13 protein-coding genes and 1 pseudogene are annotated in these 16,076 nt (G+C 66.1%); 10 read left to right on the top strand and 4 right to left on the bottom strand.

The window, feature by feature from the left end; genetic code table 11:
- The 3 genes from QK444_RS17010 to QK444_RS17000 form a co-directional block, all read right to left on the bottom strand.
- Positions 1 to 829, bottom strand: an 829-nt coding sequence (locus tag QK444_RS17010; protein WP_282781440.1) for a phosphoribosyltransferase domain-containing protein, incomplete at its 3' end; no start/stop codon positions are given.
- A 26-nt stretch (positions 830 to 855) separates the two neighbouring features.
- Positions 856 to 2,013, bottom strand: coding sequence for an HpcH/HpaI aldolase/citrate lyase family protein (locus QK444_RS17005; RefSeq protein WP_282781438.1), 1,158 nt, complete (start codon positions 2,011 to 2,013; stop codon positions 856 to 858).
- Between the two features lie 95 nt (positions 2,014 to 2,108).
- The gene (locus QK444_RS17000; protein WP_282781432.1) at positions 2,109 to 3,308 is read right to left on the bottom strand and encodes a hypothetical protein; all 1,200 of its coding nucleotides are present in this window, start codon (positions 3,306 to 3,308) and stop codon (positions 2,109 to 2,111) included.
- Between the two features lie 202 nt (positions 3,309 to 3,510).
- Here QK444_RS17000 and QK444_RS16995 point away from each other — a divergent pair, with 202 nt between their 5' ends.
- The 3 genes from QK444_RS16995 (at position 3,511) to QK444_RS16985 (ending at position 6,006) form a co-directional block, all read left to right on the top strand.
- Positions 3,511 to 4,086, top strand: coding sequence for a TerD family protein (locus QK444_RS16995; RefSeq protein WP_029930196.1), 576 nt, complete (start codon positions 3,511 to 3,513; stop codon positions 4,084 to 4,086).
- Between the two features lie 100 nt (positions 4,087 to 4,186).
- A complete protein-coding gene (locus tag QK444_RS16990) occupies positions 4,187 to 5,314 on the top strand; it encodes a DUF475 domain-containing protein (RefSeq protein ID WP_282781430.1) in 1,128 nt (375 codons plus the stop codon).
- A gap of 92 nt (positions 5,315 to 5,406) precedes the next feature.
- On the top strand, positions 5,407 to 6,006 hold the full coding sequence (locus QK444_RS16985) for a Tellurium resistance (protein WP_282781428.1): 600 nt from the start codon (positions 5,407 to 5,409) through the stop codon (positions 6,004 to 6,006).
- A 72-nt stretch (positions 6,007 to 6,078) separates the two neighbouring features.
- Here QK444_RS16985 and QK444_RS16980 read toward each other — a convergent pair whose 3' ends face one another.
- The gene (locus tag QK444_RS16980) at positions 6,079 to 7,392 is read right to left on the bottom strand and encodes a hypothetical protein (RefSeq protein WP_282781436.1); all 1,314 of its coding nucleotides are present in this window, start codon (positions 7,390 to 7,392) and stop codon (positions 6,079 to 6,081) included.
- Between the two features lie 267 nt (positions 7,393 to 7,659).
- On the opposite strand from QK444_RS16980, the gene rpsF reads away from it, so the two are divergent.
- From rpsF to QK444_RS16945, 7 genes and pseudogenes are all read left to right on the top strand, one after another.
- Positions 7,660 to 7,950 carry a 30S ribosomal protein S6 gene (gene rpsF / locus QK444_RS16975; RefSeq protein ID WP_081592823.1) on the top strand — a complete coding sequence of 97 codons (291 nt, stop codon included), beginning with the start codon at positions 7,660 to 7,662 and terminating at the stop codon, positions 7,948 to 7,950.
- Positions 7,951 to 8,052: 102 nt separating this feature from the next.
- Positions 8,053 to 8,610, top strand: coding sequence for a single-stranded DNA-binding protein (locus QK444_RS16970; protein WP_282781426.1), 558 nt, complete (start codon positions 8,053 to 8,055; stop codon positions 8,608 to 8,610).
- A 57-nt stretch (positions 8,611 to 8,667) separates the two neighbouring features.
- On the top strand, positions 8,668 to 8,919 hold the full coding sequence (gene rpsR, locus QK444_RS16965; protein ID WP_029930203.1) for a 30S ribosomal protein S18: 252 nt from the start codon (positions 8,668 to 8,670) through the stop codon (positions 8,917 to 8,919).
- 17 nt (positions 8,920 to 8,936) lie between these two features.
- Positions 8,937 to 9,392, top strand: coding sequence for a 50S ribosomal protein L9 (rplI, locus tag QK444_RS16960; RefSeq protein WP_029930204.1), 456 nt, complete (start codon positions 8,937 to 8,939; stop codon positions 9,390 to 9,392).
- Positions 9,393 to 10,004: 612 nt separating this feature from the next.
- Positions 10,005 to 13,913, top strand: a complete 3,909-nt coding sequence (locus tag QK444_RS16955) for a replicative DNA helicase (protein ID WP_282781424.1) — start codon at positions 10,005 to 10,007, stop codon at positions 13,911 to 13,913.
- Positions 13,914 to 14,183: 270 nt separating this feature from the next.
- Complete coding sequence (locus tag QK444_RS16950; protein ID WP_282781422.1) at positions 14,184 to 15,674, top strand: hypothetical protein; 1,491 nt, start codon at positions 14,184 to 14,186, stop codon at positions 15,672 to 15,674.
- 113 nt (positions 15,675 to 15,787) lie between these two features.
- Positions 15,788 to 16,063 (top strand): annotated as a pseudogene (locus QK444_RS16945) (transposase); the annotation flags it as partial.
- Positions 16,064 to 16,076 lie beyond the last annotated feature (13 nt).

Raw genomic sequence — 16,076 nt, 5'->3', positions numbered from 1 at the left:
CCTCGAAGCGGTCCGCGTCGGCGGCGAGCAGGCCGTGCCGCCCGCCCTCGGGCACATCGTGTGGCCACGGCAGTTCGATGCGGGCGAACTCGCCGCGCTGCGTGGCTACCGGGTTGAGTTCGGGATCGGGCAGGGCGGCAACCGATTCGGTCAGTCGCTCGGGCAGCAGTGTCCGTCCGGAGGCCAGGCAGACGGTATCGATGCGCACGCCCAGTTCGGCGGCGGCAGCGTCGAAGGCCGCCTTGTCCGCGTCGGTGCGCATGTCCACCAGCGAGGCCAGCACATAGCGCGGGCGCGGGGTGAACGCGTGCAGGGCGCGAATGGCGTCGATGGCCGTCGCCCCCGTGGAGATCTCGTCGTCGACGAGCACCATGGGCAGCTCGTTGCGGAAGATCTCGGCGGGCATGGGCTGGAGCAGGTGCGAGGTGGCGTGCGAATGGCCCTCCTCGAATCCGGTCAGCGTCTCGGCCGCCGCCACGTCGCGTCGGGTCGAGTGCAGATAGCATGCGGCCCGCATGCGCGCCGCCACGCAGTGACCCAGACCCGTTGCGGTCTCGGCGAATCCGAGCACCACCGTGGCGGTTCCCGTCGCCGCACCGCGGCCGTGGTCATCGTCCTCGGCAGCGCCGAGCACGTCGAGCACCAGATCGCCCAGCCGGTTGGCCGCGTCGATCACCCGGTGCGGATCGGTGGGCAGGTGTTTCCCCAGCACGGTCGAGACCAGCAGGTGCGCCCGCCGCGGATTGCGCCGCAGTCCGGGCTCGATCAGCTCGGTGATGCGCCACCGCGAAGGCACGAACGAATCCCCGTGCCGCAGTTCCAATCCCAGCTCCCGTGTCGCCCACGGCGCGAAGCTCACGATGCCACCAGTTCTTTCAGCAGATCCACGAACGAGACTCCCTTGTTGGTGACGCCGAACACCCGGGCCCGCAGCAGTGTTTGCAGCGCCCAACTGCGGTGCGGGCGCATCTCGTTCATCTTGTTGCGGTACTCCGAGGCCGCCACTCCCCCGACATCGGCCTCGAGGATGTGCAGCGCGTCGGCGTACTCCTCGTGGGTGACCACCGACAGGGCGTGCACCGCCGCCACGTGCGAGGGATGGATGACCGTCTTGCCCTGGATCCCGTTGGCGCGGTCCAGGGTGATCTCGCGCAGCAATCCGTCCAGGTCGCGGCTGACCAGATACTGCCGGAAGGGCACCGCATCGGATTCCGCGAACGGCGAGGTGCGCAGCAGCGGCCGGAACATGCGCTCGTGATCGGCGAAGTACTCCCACACCGGCCCGGTGATGGTGAATCCGGTGCCGTCGACGCGCCCGAGGTAGTTGACGATATCGGCGATGACGTCCGCCACCACCCGCACGTCGTAGATGGTGAGGTCGCGGTCGCGGCGGATACCGAAGTTGGAGCACATATCCGTGGCCCCGATGCGCACCGCGAGCACCTGCTCCCGCCGCGGGGTGAGCAGTTCGCGAATGGTCTGGAGTTCCTCGTCGCGCGTCTGCCGATGCACCAGCGCCGGCGATTCCAGCACCGGCATGCCGAAGACGGTGCGGCCCAGCCGTTCCGAGGCGGTGGTGATGGCATCCAGGTATTTGGGTCCGCAGGCGCTGTCGAATTTGGGGAAGACGAAGCCGAGCAGCGCACTGGCTCCGCCGCCGAGCATGTCCACGATCTCGCCGATGGTGTCGGCGTCGCGCACCCGTACGAACAGCAGCGGATGCGCGTCGGTGCCCGCGGCCAGGGCGTCGAGGGTGGCCACCACCTGGCGCTTGCCCAGTTCCAGGTCGTGGTCGGCGACGGCGTCCTCGAGGTCGATGACCATGGAGCAGACGCCGCGTTCGGCGCGCCGGGTGATGGTGGCGGTGAGGTCGGCGCGGGTGGCGGGTACGTAGAGGGTAGCGCCGAGGGCCATGGCGAGCAGTTCGCGATCGGCGGAATCGCCGAAGGGTTCGGGAGCGCGATGGAACAGTCGTCGGATCTCCGGACCGGGTAGTTGCCGGAAGTGACGCAGTGGTGTGCGCTTGAAGAGCGAGACCGGGACGGCCGCGGCTTCCGGACAGGTGGTACTCGCGGTCATCTGCGCCCGTTCTTTCCCTTCGTGTGTGGCTATTTGTCGGTCTTACGCATCCGGTCGACCACCCCGGCGATGAATGCGGCGGCGGCGTCCAGCTCGGACACGTACGCCCAGTAATCAGGATGCCGACCGGTCAGTCCATCCGTGGCCCGATCGATCCGATCGGATTGGGCATCGAGTACCGAACCCCATTCGTCGACCAGATCTCGGTGCACGGCCAGCATCTGCGCGTCACGCAGTTTGAACCGGACGGCCTTCACCTTCTGCTGCGGGTCGGCGCGCACCTCACGCAGCAGGGTCAGCCGGTGGGTGACGGCGTCGGCGCGCTCCTCTGCGGTAGCGAGATGTGCGCGGGCGGATGTGGTCAGTTCAAGGGCGTGCTCCGGGTTGTCGTCCGCCAGCGCCTCCCGGGCCCGGGTGAGTTCGGCGTCGGCGGCGTCGATGGCTTGCTGGCTGTCCCGCTCATTGTTCGCCAAATCCGCCGAACTCGCAGCGTTGAACTCGCGCAGCAGCGCCGAATAGGCGGAACCGACCCGCTCCAGCCGGTGCCGGGCGGCGGCCAGCCGGGTACTCGCCGAGGACAGCGCCCTGGTCGCCGAATGTTGTTTGCCGGGAGCATCTTCCAGTGCCCTTGACAGCGCCTTGGTGCACGCCTCCAACGCGGTCGCGGCCTCCCGCACCACCCCGACCGGGGCACCCGCCACCGCCGCGTCGAGTGTGACGAGCCCCTCATCCACAGCGGTCGCGCTCCGGCGCACGGAGGGGTATCCCGCGTACGCGGACTCGTTCGCCGCCTGCCGCGCCTGCTCGGCCGCCGTGCGCACCTGCAACACCAGCTGCGGCACCGCCCCCATCACCGCGACCGCGTGCTCGATCTGTGCCTGATTGCCGCGATAGAAGTCGTCCACCCCGCGCGCCGCGTCGGTCAGCCGGCGCACCACCGCGTCGATCTCCGGCTGCGGCACCCGGAAACCCTCGCGTTCGGCCCGGTCCAGCCGCTCGGTGAGGGCGAGATACGCGGTCGCGGCGTCGTAGCACCGCGCCCGCACCGGCTCCCAGCGCGCCTCCAACCCCCGCTCCGGCTGCAGCTGCGTGGATGCGGAGGCCCCCGCCTCCGCGATGCTCTGCCGGTGGTCCATGTCCAGGAACGCGGACGTCAGCACCTGCCGGGCCCGCCCCACCCACTCGTCGTCCCGGGACGACCGGAACCATCCGCGCCTACGCCCTGCCACGATCCCGATGGTAGGTGCTGACCGATGTGTCCGGCCCGCGTGTTCACGCACCCGGCGAGCCCCGCGATTCACATCATGGCCTCAGCTTGTTCGTCACCAAGTCCCCGGAAAGCTACTAGTGTCGTAGACGCAGACCCGGCGATTCGGACATTGCCGGGTTGACCACTAACGACACAAAACTTTCCAACGGAAGGATTCCCGCATGGGTGTCAGTTTGTCCAAGGGCGGCAATGTTTCGCTGACGAAGCAGGCGCCGAACCTGACCGCCGTCGCGGTCGGCCTCGGCTGGGATGTGCGGACCACCACCGGGACCGACTTCGACCTGGACGCCAGCGCCATCGGGCTGAGCACGGAGAAGAAGGCCGTGTCGGACGGCCACTTCGTGTTCTTCAACAACCTGAAGTCGCCCGAGGGCACCATCGAGCACGCGGGCGACAACCGCACCGGTGAGGGCGAGGGCGACGACGAGGTCATCAACGTCGATCTGGCCAATACGCCGCCCACCGTCGACAGCATCGTCTTCCCGGTCTCCATCTACGAAGCCGATTCGCGCGGGCAGAGCTTCGGCCAGGTCCGCAACGCCTACATCCGCGTGGTGGACCGGTCCAACGGCACCGAGCTGGCCCGCTACGACCTGTCCGAGGACGCCTCCACCGAGACCGCCATGGTCTTCGGTGAGCTGTACCGCAACGGTGCGGAGTGGAAGTTCCGCGCCATCGGCCAGGGCTACGCCTCCGGCCTGTCGGGCATCGCCCGCGACTTCGGCGTGAACGTCTAGTACCGACTCGCCACCGAGGGGGCTCGGATCGACCGAGCCCCCTTCGGCATACTCGACCGATATACACACGCCCGACTCACTTCACGAAAGGCCACAGCCGGTGCGAATATTCGGCCTCTCCATCGTCGTCACGATCCTCTCCCTGATCGTGGCGTTCGCGTACGGCACCCAGGGTGCCATGGGCGGACTGAAGGCGCTGGCACTGTGCGCCATTCTGGGCATCCTCGAGGTGTCGCTGTCCTTCGACAACGCCGTCATCAATGCCACCGTCCTGCAACGGATGAGCGAGTTCTGGCAGAAGATCTTCCTCACCATCGGCATCCTCATCGCCGTCTTCGGCATGCGTCTGGTCTTCCCCCTGGCGATCGTCTGGATCACCGCCGGTCTCAGCCCGGTACAGGCGTTCGATCTGGCGCTGAATCCGCCCGCCGACGGTGCGCTCACCTTCGCGGACGGCAGCCCCAGCTACGAGAAGCTGCTGACCGACGCACATCCACAGATCGCCTCCTTCGGCGGCGCGTTCCTGCTGATGCTGTTCCTGAACTTCATCCTGGAAGAGCGGGAGATCACCTGGCTGAGCTGGCTGGAGCGTCCGCTCGCCCGCCTCGGCAAGCTGGATATGCTCGCCGTGGTGCTGGCCCTGGTCGGCGTGGTGCTGACCGCGGAATTCGTCTCCGACGAGGCGCACCGCTCGACCGTGCTGCTGGGCGGCATCCTCGGCATCGTGACCTACGTCGTGGTGGACGGCCTCGGGTCGCTGTTCCACACCGAGGAGATGGTCGAGGAGGCCGAGCACTCCTCCGGACCGTCCGGGCTGGCCAAGGCCACCGGCAAAGCGGGCTTCTTCCTGTTCCTCTACCTGGAGGTCCTGGACGCCTCGTTCTCCTTCGACGGTGTCATCGGCGCGTTCGCCATCACCTCGGATCCGATCATCATCGCGCTGGGCCTGGGCCTGATCGGCGCCATGTTCGTCCGCTCCATCACCGTGTATCTGGTGCGCAAGGGCACCCTGTCGGAGTACGTGTACCTGGAGCACGGCGCGCACTGGGCCATCGGCGCGCTGGCGTTCATCCTGCTGATCTCGATCGGCGTGCACGTCAACGAGATCATCACCGGCCTCATCGGCGTCGCCTTCATCGGCGCGGCCTTCATCACCAGTGTGCTGCGCAATCGGCGTGAGGGTGAGCCCGAAACAGTGGGTGACAAAGAAGTCACGCCGGTAGGCTGAGTCTCGCCTATCCATCGACTTCCCGCACCCGCCAAGCACATTCGGCGCGGCGGGTGCGGGAAGGTCATGAAATCCCTGAGGGGGGATGCGGTGTGAACCAGTCCAAGGTCACGCTATCCAAGGCCACGCCGTCGGTGAACCTCACCAAGCCCGGCGACAGCCAGGGCGCCATGCGCGTCAATCTCAATTGGTCGCAGGGACGCAAGCGGGGGTTGTTCAAGCGTTCCAGCGCAATCGATCTCGACCTCGGCTGCCTTTACGAACTGGCCGACGGCACCAAGGGGGTGGTGCAGGCCATCGGCAACAACTTCGGATCGCTGGACGCCGCACCGTACATCAGGCTCGACAGCGACGACCGCACCGGCGCGGCCACCGGCGGCGAGACCATGCACATCAATCTGGCACGGCCCGAGGTGTTCCGACGCGTCCTGATCTTCGCCTTCATCTACGAGGGCGTGCCGAACTGGGCCGCGGCCGACGGGGTGGTGACCCTCTTCCCGACCGACGGTCGCGAGATCGAGGTGCGGCTGGACTCCCCGGTGGACGGGGCCCGGTCCTGCGCGGTGGCGCTGTTGAGCAGCAGCGGCGGCGGGCTGACGGTGCACCGGGAAGTCAACTATGTCAACGGGAATCAGAGCGCCGTCGACCGCGCCTACGGGTGGGGCATGGACTGGCAGCCCGCGCGCAAATAACCCCGCCGCACCCCTGCGCCGAGTCGCGGACCGCCGCGCGACAGCCAGGTCCGGACATCGCCGCGCGCCGAGTCAGTGCGAGACGGGCACCAGATCGCGACGCTCACCGGGGAACGGATCGGATACGGCGCGGCTGCCGCGCGGTGCGGCCCGCAGGAAGGCGACGAAGAACACCACCAGCAGGGCGGCGCGACCCCAGACGCCGAACTGCACGATGTTCTCCTCCACCTGCGCGGTGTAGCCGGAGCCGAGCGCGTAGAAGTACCGGAAGACGCCGATGCCGATGGCGGCGTCGGCCAGCAGGTAGCCCGCGACCGCCGTCCACGGCACCTCGAGCAGCACCAGGAACGGAATCAGCCACAGGGTGTACTGCGGTGAATGCACCTTGTGGAACAACAGGAATCCACACAGCATGGCGCCGCTCACGCCGATCCACGGATAGCGGCCCGTGGTGGCCTGCCGCTTCCAGCCCAACCAGATGGCCAGCGCGAAGGAAGCCAGCACCAGTGCGGGCGAGGCCAGCGACACCACGTCCTGGAAGGCGCGCTCGGCCTCCAGGTCCGGATCGAACAGCGGCCGCAGCCCCCAGTACCAGATGGAATTGGTGGTGATGTCGGCCTGCCGCAACTGCTGGAAGGTGATCGACGCCCGCCAGCCCTCGTAGCCGGCCAGGGCGAAGGGGAGATTCACCGCCACCACCGTGCCGACGGCCGCCGCGACGACCGCGACCGCGCCGCGCACGTCGTAGCCGCGCACGCTCCGGCCGGTGACCATGACGTGGACGGCCAAGGGCAGCACGAAGATTCCCGGATACAGCTTCAGGCAGAACCCGAGCCCCAGCAGCACCGCCGCCGCGATGCCCCGGGTCCGCATCGAATACCGTGTCGGCACCGTCATGACGTAGACCGCGGCAACGGCCGTGCAGACCACGGGCAGTTCCCAGTTGTGGAAGGCGTAGAGCACCAGCGGCGGTCCGGCGGACCAGAGCAGCGCGGCCGAACCCGACAGTCGGCCCAGCATCCAGGCGGTCAGCAGGGCGAAGGGAGCCAGCAGCAGCGCGGAGTGCAGCAGGAAGGCCGCGTCGTCCTGCGCGCCGAGCGCCCCGAGCCACATCAGCAGGCCGCTCAGCACCGGATATTCGACCGCGCCGCCGGTGAGCATGCCGTCGGCGGTGATTCCGCCCGACAGGTACGGGAACACGTGCTCGTTGATATCGCGTCCCAACCAGAGGAACTGGATATCGGAGTAGCAGACGTCGGAGTCCTTGAGCGTGTCGAAGACGGTGCTGCGACCGTCGGCGGTGAACGGGCCGCCGGCGCAGCGCGCCTTGTTCAGATACGCCAGCACCAGGGTGACCCCGCACACCAGCACCGAGGTCAGCGCCATTCCCAGTCTGCCCGCGCCCCCGAGACGGCCGACGCTGCTCTGGTCGGCGACCGGCTCGATGGCGGCGGGTCGGTTCGGCATGGCCCCCACCCTAGGCCGCGCATCATCGACCGGCCGCCCCATCCCACCGGAACTTTCTCCGAAGCCGCCCCCCGCACGGCGCCCGCGCCGGACCCATGTACCCTTGTCGGGTTGCTGACGCAACGAACCCTCCTGCCCACGGACCGTCCGTGGGCCGTTCCTAGTCCACAGGAGGTGATGAGGTCCGTGCGTCATTATGAAGTGATGGTTATTCTCGATCCGAGCCTGGACGAGCGCACCGTCGGCCCGAACCTGAACAACATGCTCAATGTTGTGACGGCCGAGGGCGGCAAGGTCGACAACGTCGACATCTGGGGTCGCCGCCGCCTGGCTTACGAGATCGCGAAGCAGAGCGAAGGTATCTACGCGGTGGTCAACCTGACCGCCAATTCGGACACCGTGAGCGAGCTCGACCGCCAGCTGGGTCTGAACGAATCGGTGCTGCGCACCAAGGTGCTGCGCCTCGACAAGAAGTAAGTCCAGTCCTCCAGCACGTGTGCTCGTAACTGTCTGTGCCCGCCTCTAGGCTGAGCGCAACAGCGAGTGCACTGCGGACTGCACCGGAGAGCAGGAGGAATAATGGCCCAAGGCGACACGGTCATCACCGTCATCGGAAACCTGACGGCTGACCCCGAACTTCGATTCACGCCCGCGGGCGCGGCCGTCGCGAACTTCACCGTCGCGTCGACCCCCCGTGTGTTCGACCGTAATACCAATGAATGGAAAGACGGCGAAGCGCTTTTCCTGCGCTGCAACATCTGGCGTGAAGCTGCGGAGAATGTCGCCGAGAGTCTGACCCGGGGCTCACGAGTGATCGTGAGCGGACGACTCAAGCAGCGCTCCTTCGAAACCCGCGAGGGTGAGAAGCGCACGGTCGTCGAACTCGAGGTCGACGAGGTCGGTCCCTCCCTGCGGTATGCCACCGCGAAGATCAACAAGACCACCCGTGGCGGTGGCGGTGGGGGCGGCTTCGGCGGCTCCGGCGGTGGCGGCAACTTCAACAACTCCGGTGGTGGCGGTGGTCGGGGCGGCCAGCAGCAGAACGCTGGTGGCTCCGGCGGCGACGACCCTTGGGGTAGCGCGCCCGCGGCCGGCTCCTTCGGGGGCGGGCATATGGACGATGAACCGCCGTTCTAGACAACGGCATCGGAGCCTCCGAGAGGTGAGGCTCCCGAAATTACGGAGTAGATGACCATGGCCAAAGCACCGGCGCGTGAAAAGGTGCTGAAGAAGAAGGCTTGCTCCTTCTGCAAGGAGAGCAAGTCCGGCATCGTCAAGATCGATTACAAGGACACGACGATGCTCCGCAAGTACGTCTCCGACCGCGGCAAGATCCGCGCGCGTCGGGTGACCGGCAACTGCGTGCAGCATCAGCGCGATATCGCTGTCGCCGTCAAGAACTCGCGTGAGGTCGCCCTGCTGCCTTACGTGTCCACGGCTCGCTGAGAAGGGAAGGCACAGCAATGAAGTTGATTCTTACTGCTGATGTGGACAACCTCGGTGCGCCCGGCGACACCGTGGAGGTCAAGGACGGCTACGGCCGCAACTACCTGCTGCCCCGCGGGCTGGCCATCGTCGCCACCCGTGGCGCCGAGAAGCAGGTCGCGGGCATCCGCCGGGCGCAGGACGCCCGCAAGGTGCGCGACCTCGACCACGCCAACGAGCTGAAGCAGGCCATCGAGGGCCTGGAGTCGGTCTCCCTGTCGGTCAAGACCGCGGGCACCGGCAAGCTGTTCGGCTCGGTCACCACCGCCGATGTCGCCGCCGCCATCAAGGCGGCCGGTGGCCCGGTCGTGGACAAGCGCAGCATCGAGCTGCCGAAGGCGCACATCAAGAACACCGGCAAGCACGGCGTCGTGGTGCACCTGCACCCGTCCGTGGTCGCCAAGTTCGACCTCCAGGTGAACGCCGCGGAGTGAGCTGGACGCGCTGACGTCTCGATCGGAGGCCATCTTCATCGCGAGGGTGGCCTCCGATTGATTTGCCCGCTGATGGCTTTCGGGTGTTAACGGTGTTCATCGGGTCGGTCTCCCATTTGCCGATCCACAGCGGTTGTCGCCCTGGGGATTACCGGTCGAAACCGACCCCTCTCGTTGTGTCACACGACACATTTCGGAGGGATGCCGTTCACCCAACACGCCCGAATGTTCATGTCCAGCGACACGCCGTACCGAATTGATCCACAGTTGCGCACAGTGCGAATTGCAACACTGCCTGCGGATTGATCTATTCGGCCCCGGTTTCTCCCCAGGTGATCCACAGGGGGTGCACAACAGCTGGTGAACAATGCCCACGTTATCCCCAGATCTGTGCACAGCTCGGTTTGTCGGGTGCCCGGGCACTCGCCTACGTTCGCTTCGGTGTCGTGACCGCAGCCCGGTGACGACGTGATCTCACGTATCCAGCGCTCGGCACCACGAGTTTGCCGACGCGCACTCGCAACGCCGCGAAGCGTCCCGAAACATGTCGGTGCGCAGGCGTACAACGAGTCATCGAAGGTGGTTGGAGATGAGAGAGGACGGTCGAGTCTGATGGCAGTCGTCGACGACCGCGGCCACGAGGAGCAGGGCCCGTCCTACGAGCCGCCCGGTGAGGACTTCGGCCGCCAGCCGCCGCACGACATGGCCGCGGAGCAATCCGTCCTCGGCGGCATGCTGCTGTCCAAGGACGCCATCGCCGACGTGGTCGAGGTGATCCGTCCCGGTGACTTCTACCGCCCCGCCCACCAGGCCGTCTACGACGCCATCCTGGATCTCTACGGCCGCGGCGAACCCGCCGACCCCGTCACCGTCTCCGCCGCCCTGGACCGCCGCGGCGAACTCAAACGCATCGGCGGCCCCCCGTACCTGGTCACCCTGACCCAAACCGTCCCCACCGCCGCCAACGCCGGCTACTACGCCGAGATCGTCGCCGAGAAGGCCATCCTCCGCCGCCTGGTCGAAGCCGGCACCCGCATCGTCCAGTACGGCTACGCGGGCGCCGACGGCCAAGACGTCGCCGAGGTCGTGGACCGCGCCCAGGCCGAAATCTACGAGGTCACCGAACGCCGCTCCACCGAGGACTTCGCCCCCCTGGAGGAAATCCTCCAGCCCACCATGGACGAACTCGACTCCATCGCCTCCCGCGGCGGCATCTCCCTCGGCGTCCCCACCGGCTTCACCGAACTCGACGAAGTGACCAACGGGTTGCACCCGGGGCAGATGATCATCGTGGCGGCGCGGCCCGGCGTGGGCAAGGCACTCGCCCTCGATACGCCGCTGCCGACGCCGACCGGGTGGACGACGATGGGTGAGGTCCGGGCCGGGGACGACCTGCTCGATGCACAGGGCCGCCCCACACGCGTGGTGGCGGCCACCGAGGTCATGCGCGACCGCCCCTGTTACGAGGTGGAGTTCTCCGACGGCACGGTGATCGTCGCCGACGCACAGCACCAGTGGCTCACCGAGACCCGCGCGTCCCGCCGGGCGGCACAGGCCACCGCAGCCGACCCCAGCCGCGATCAGCGCACCGTCGCCGCGGTCCGCACCACCGCGGAGATCGCCGACACGCTCCGCTGCGACACCGCGGACCGGCGACTCAACCACTCGGTACCGAACACCGGGCCGCTACAGTTGCCGGAACGCGATCTGCTGGTTCCGCCGTACACGCTCGGTGCATGGCTCGGCGACGGAAGTTCGGCCTGCGCCCAGCTGACCACCGCCGATCCCGAGATCATTCTCCGCATCGAGAACGAGGGAATCGTCACGGTGCAGTCGGAATCGGCTCCCCTGCGCTACAGCCTGCAATTGCCTGCGGCAGATCCGGTTCCGCCTCGCGAATGCATCGTGTGCGGAGCGGAATTCGTGCCGTTCACCAGCCAGGTCCGCACCTGCGGCCGGTCCTGCGGCGGCAGAGTGCGGTTCGTCTCCGCAACTGTCCCCGGCCCCACCTGCCCGCAATGCGGCGGGCCATCCATCGGTCTGCGGCTGTGCCAGTCCTGCCGAAATGCCATCGGGACGCTACAGGCGCGGCTGCGGACGATCGGGGTGCTGGGGGACAAGCACATTCCGCTCGAGTACCTGCGCGCCTCGGAGAGCCAGCGGCGGGCACTGCTCGCCGGATTACTCGATACCGACGGCACAGTCACCAAGGGTGGTTCCGTCCAATTCAGTGTCACCAATGAGCGTCTGGCCCGCGATGTTTCGGAACTGATCGTCAGCCTCGGCTACCGCTGCCAGCTATCCACCAAGTCGGTCCGGGGTCGCACCGAGCAATCCTCGACCGCCTACACCCTGACCTTCGCCACCGAGGACGCGGTGTTCGGGCTCAGCAGGAAAGAACTGCTGCACAAACAGCGTCGTGGCGCGAAGAACACCGCTCGCTCCGGCTCACGCTTCATTGTCGACGTCCGACCGGTAGCGAGCGTCCCCGTCCGGTGTGTAGAGGTCGACAACGTCGACCACCTATACCTCGCGAGCCGTTCGATGGTCCCGACCCACAACTCCACCCTGGGCATGGATTTCATGCGGAGCTGCTCGATTCGGCACGGCTTGGCGAGTGTCATCTTCTCGCTCGAAATGAGCCGGACCGAAATCGTCATGCGTCTGCTGTCCGCCGAGGCGAAGATCAAGCTGGGCGATATGCGGTCGGGGCGGATGAGTGATGACGACTGGGCGAAGCTGGCGCGGCGGATGAGTGAGATTTCCGAATCGCCGCTGTTCGTGGATGATTCGCCCAACCTCACCATGATGGAGATCCGCGCGAAGGCGCGTCGTTTGAAGCAGCGGCACGACCTACGCCTGGTAGTTGTGGACTACCTCCAGCTGATGACCTCCGGCAAGAAGGTCGAATCCCGGCAGCAGGAAGTCTCGGAATTCTCCCGAAGCCTCAAGCTGCTGGCGAAGGAACTCGAGGTTCCGGTGGTCGCCATCTCGCAGCTGAACCGTGGTCCGGAACAGCGAACGGATAAGCGGCCGATGGTGTCCGACCTTCGTGAGTCCGGCTGTCTCCCGGCGTCGACGCGAATCCTGCGAGCAGACACCGGAAATGAAGTCACGCTGGGCGAACTGCTGACCAGCGGCGAACAGCCACTGGTGTGGTCGCTCGACGAGCGCATGCGCATGGTCGCGCGTCCGATGGTGAAGGTGTTCCCCAGCGGCCGGAAAGAAGTCTTTCGCCTGCGCCTGGCCTCCGGCCGCGAGGTCGAGGCGACCGGCAATCACCCGTTCCTGACCGTGGATGGGTGGATCCCCCTGGAAAAGCTCGCTGTCGGCGACCGCCTTGCGACCCCACGTGTCGTTCCCGAACCGGTGCACACCGAGCGCATGGCGGACGCGGAAGTGATCATGCTCGCGCACATGATCGGTGACGGCTCCTGTGTGAAGGGGCAGCCGATCCGATACGCCAGCATCGATGAGGAGAACCTCGCCGCGGTGAGCACCGCCGCAGCGCATTTCGGCATCACGCCCGTCCGCGACGAGTATGCCGCCGCCCGGGTGACGACGCTGCGCCTGCCCGCGCCGTACCGCCTCACACACGGCAAGCGCAATCCGATCGCCGCATGGTTGGACGAACTGGGACTCTTCGGCCTCCGCAGCTACGAAAAGTTCATCCCGCAGCGCATTCACACGCTACCCAACGATCAGGTTGCACTGTTCATCCGGCACCTGTGGGCAACCGATGGTTCGGTGCGATGGGACGTGAAGGGACGCCAGGCCCGCATCTATTACTCCAGCACCAGCCGTCGACTCATCGATGACCTCGCGCAACTGCTGCTCCGCGTCGGTGTCCACGGACGCATCAGGCAGGTCCGCAAACCGGGCTACCGTGACGGCTGGCACCTCACCATCGACGGCGCGGACAATCAGACAATCTTCCTGAAGAACATCGGCGTTCACGGTGCCAGGGGAACAGCCGCTGAGGCGGCGCTGCTCGAACTCGAGCCAATGACTCGAAACACCAACGTAGACACGGTACCCAAGGAGATCTGGAACAAGGTTCGCACCCTGCTGGCCACCAAGGAGATCTCACATCGCGAGTTCCAGGCTGCCATGGGCTCCCGCTTCTGCGGTTCCACCATGTGGAAGCACTCCCCGAGCCGTTCTCGCCTGGCGCGCGTCGCCGCCGTCTTGGACGACGCCGATATCGAGATGTTCGCGACGAACGACGTCTTCTGGGACCGCATCGTCGAGATCACCAGCCTCGGCGAGCAGGACGTCTACGACGGCACCGTTCCCGGCACACACAACTTCGTGGCACAGGGGATCGCCGTCCACAACAGCCTCGAACAGGACGCCGATATGGTCATCCTGCTGCACCGCCCCGACGCCTTCGAACGGGACGACCCGCGCGGCGGCGAGGCCGACCTCATCCTCGGCAAGCACCGCAACGGCCCCACCGCGACGATTACCGTTGCGCACCAGCTGCATTTGAGCCGGTTCGTGGATATGGCACGCGGCTAACGCGTTGTTGTTGTTGTAGGGTCTCACGCCGCGCTTCATGATCTCACGATCAACTTCAGGTCGACTTCGTATATGAAGCGGTTGTGAGACGGGCAGCCAAACTGCCCCGACGACTTACTGCGCGCACGCGCGGCAGCAGAGGTAGCCCACATCGACGCTTTAGCAACGCAATACAGCCACAGATACGCACTCGTTCCGCTGCTGAGCTCTGAGTGACCACCACCCTCAGTTCCAAGCCCAACCCGGCCTCGTGGTGACAAGATGGCTCGTGTGAGCGATAGCGCCTGGGCCAAAGCTGCGGTGCTCGATGCATGCTTCTTCGGCGATGGCCGCCTCAATATCGGCGGTATCCAACGTCTGGCCGCTGGTCTCGCAGCGCGCGACGCCGAGCTGTGGATTCCAGAAGTTGTGATGCTGGAGTTTGCAGTGCATGCCTGGGAAGACCTGAGGTCGCAGCGTCAGATGCACAAGAGGTTGCGCCGGGCAGGCCTTGCCGAGGACCCACCGCTCTCAGACCTCGACAGTGCGCAGATCGCCGACAAGCTGCGCAAGACATGCGCCGGCATTCCGAACGTCATCGTCATCGGGTTGACCGGAGAATCAGCAATGGCTGGCCTGCGTGATCAGATCCTGGGCACCGGTCCCGGCTCTGTGAAGACCGGCGTGCGTACTGGTGCCGCCGATTCCGCCTGGGTGCGCGGTGTCCTCGACCGGGCCGGCAACGAGCTGCGGTCCGTCGTCTTCCTCAGTGGCAACGAGGCCGATGTGGTGAAGACCGTGCTGACGCTCGGCCACGCGAAGAGCGATATACGGATTTGGAAGCAATCCGGCGCGGCACTCGAACAAGAGATGCTCGACAAGTTCTTCGGCCCAGCGCCTGCCCCACCTCCGCCTGTTGAGCAAATCGACGTGGTCGCGGTGCTCGGGATCGTCGCTGCGTCGCTGCAGAGCGACTATGAAGAGGCGTGGAAGGCCTACGATCGTCATGGGCCGCCCCCGGAATGGATCGACATCGTCGACGTCAGCATCGGCAGGGATCATGACTGGGGCGAGGACGCCGAGATCGAAACGATGATGGATCCCGAAGCCGAAGTCGCAGCCGGTGTGGAGCTTGTTGACGTTGCAGTGATGGACGTATACGCCACCGACGAGGACGGAACCGGCGTGATGGTCGACTACACCGTGCGTCTGCTCGCCGATGTCCGAGTCGAAGGCCAGAAGATCGATAACGATGGCAACGGATACTGGGACTGGGTGATTCTGCGTGACCGTCTGTTGACCGTGCCTTACACCGCAGAGCTCCGCGACGGTGCCCTGCTCGACATTACCCAGACCGGCCCAGCCGAAAACGACACCGCATCACCACGTTTCGATGACAATTTCGATGCCTATCAGTGGCTCTACACAGAGGAACTGAGCGAGTGGCAGCACATCACCGTCCATCCCCTCGGCGATGATCTCGACCTACCAAAGATGTTCGAGCTGCGAGGCCCAGGTGGGCGGGTCGAAAAGGCGGAATTGGTTCACCCAGCTGACCTCATTGAGGACTGGACACTGGAGTTTGAGACAACGGGCGCAAGCATCAACTCTACTTACGACCACACCGCCCGAGCCGCGCTGGGTCGTCATGACTCGTTCGACGTCTTCCCACCCGCCTCGCTAAGCAGCAGTACTCGCCAAGCACGAGGATCGTCGTCGCAGCCTTACTCAGCGTTGGCCCAGGTGTGGGCGTTCCTCATGGGAGCATCAGGAGGTAGGTAACACCACAGATTTGAATGGAGCAGCGCGCAAGTGGGCCGTCCCCAATGAATGAGACCACTTGGCATTAGAGTCCTGTTTGGCCTGATGGGGGCCGAGAAGGGACACTGATCGACATGGCAGGACGCAAGCGGCATTCCGCGGAGGACATCGTGCGGAAGCTGCGCCGTGCCGACGAGCTGACCGCCGCCGGTAAGACCGGCGAGGAAGCCGCCGCCGAAATCGGGATATCGGCAGCGACGCTGTACAACTGGCGCCGCCAGTACGGCGGCGTGGACACCGACGCCGCCAAGGAACTCAAGGAGCTGCGCGAGCAGAACGCCCGCCTCAAGCGGCTGCTCGCCGACGCCGAGCTGGAGAAGGACGCGCTGCGGGAGATCGCTCGGGGAAAATTCTGAGCCCAGC

Source organism: Nocardia sp. CC201C (assembly GCF_030010695.1).
GTDB classification, from domain to species: domain Bacteria; phylum Actinomycetota; class Actinomycetes; order Mycobacteriales; family Mycobacteriaceae; genus Nocardia; species Nocardia otitidiscaviarum.
The sequence above is the reverse complement of the archived record's forward strand: the minus strand, read 5'-3'. Positions and strand labels throughout refer to the sequence as shown.

Coding starts and splice junctions, on each gene's coding strand:
- QK444_RS16995 (WP_029930196.1), top strand. CDS start 3,511: ATGGGTGTCAGTTTGTCCAAGGGCGGCAATGTTTCGCTGACGAAGCAG.
- QK444_RS16980 (WP_282781436.1), bottom strand. CDS start 7,392: ATGGCGCTGACCTCGGTGCTGGTGTGCGGGGTCACCCTGGTGCTGGCG.
- QK444_RS16970 (WP_282781426.1), top strand. CDS start 8,053: ATGGCCCAAGGCGACACGGTCATCACCGTCATCGGAAACCTGACGGCT.
- rpsR (WP_029930203.1), top strand. CDS start 8,668: ATGGCCAAAGCACCGGCGCGTGAAAAGGTGCTGAAGAAGAAGGCTTGC.
- rplI (WP_029930204.1), top strand. CDS start 8,937: ATGAAGTTGATTCTTACTGCTGATGTGGACAACCTCGGTGCGCCCGGC.
- QK444_RS16955 (WP_282781424.1), top strand. CDS start 10,005: ATGGCAGTCGTCGACGACCGCGGCCACGAGGAGCAGGGCCCGTCCTAC.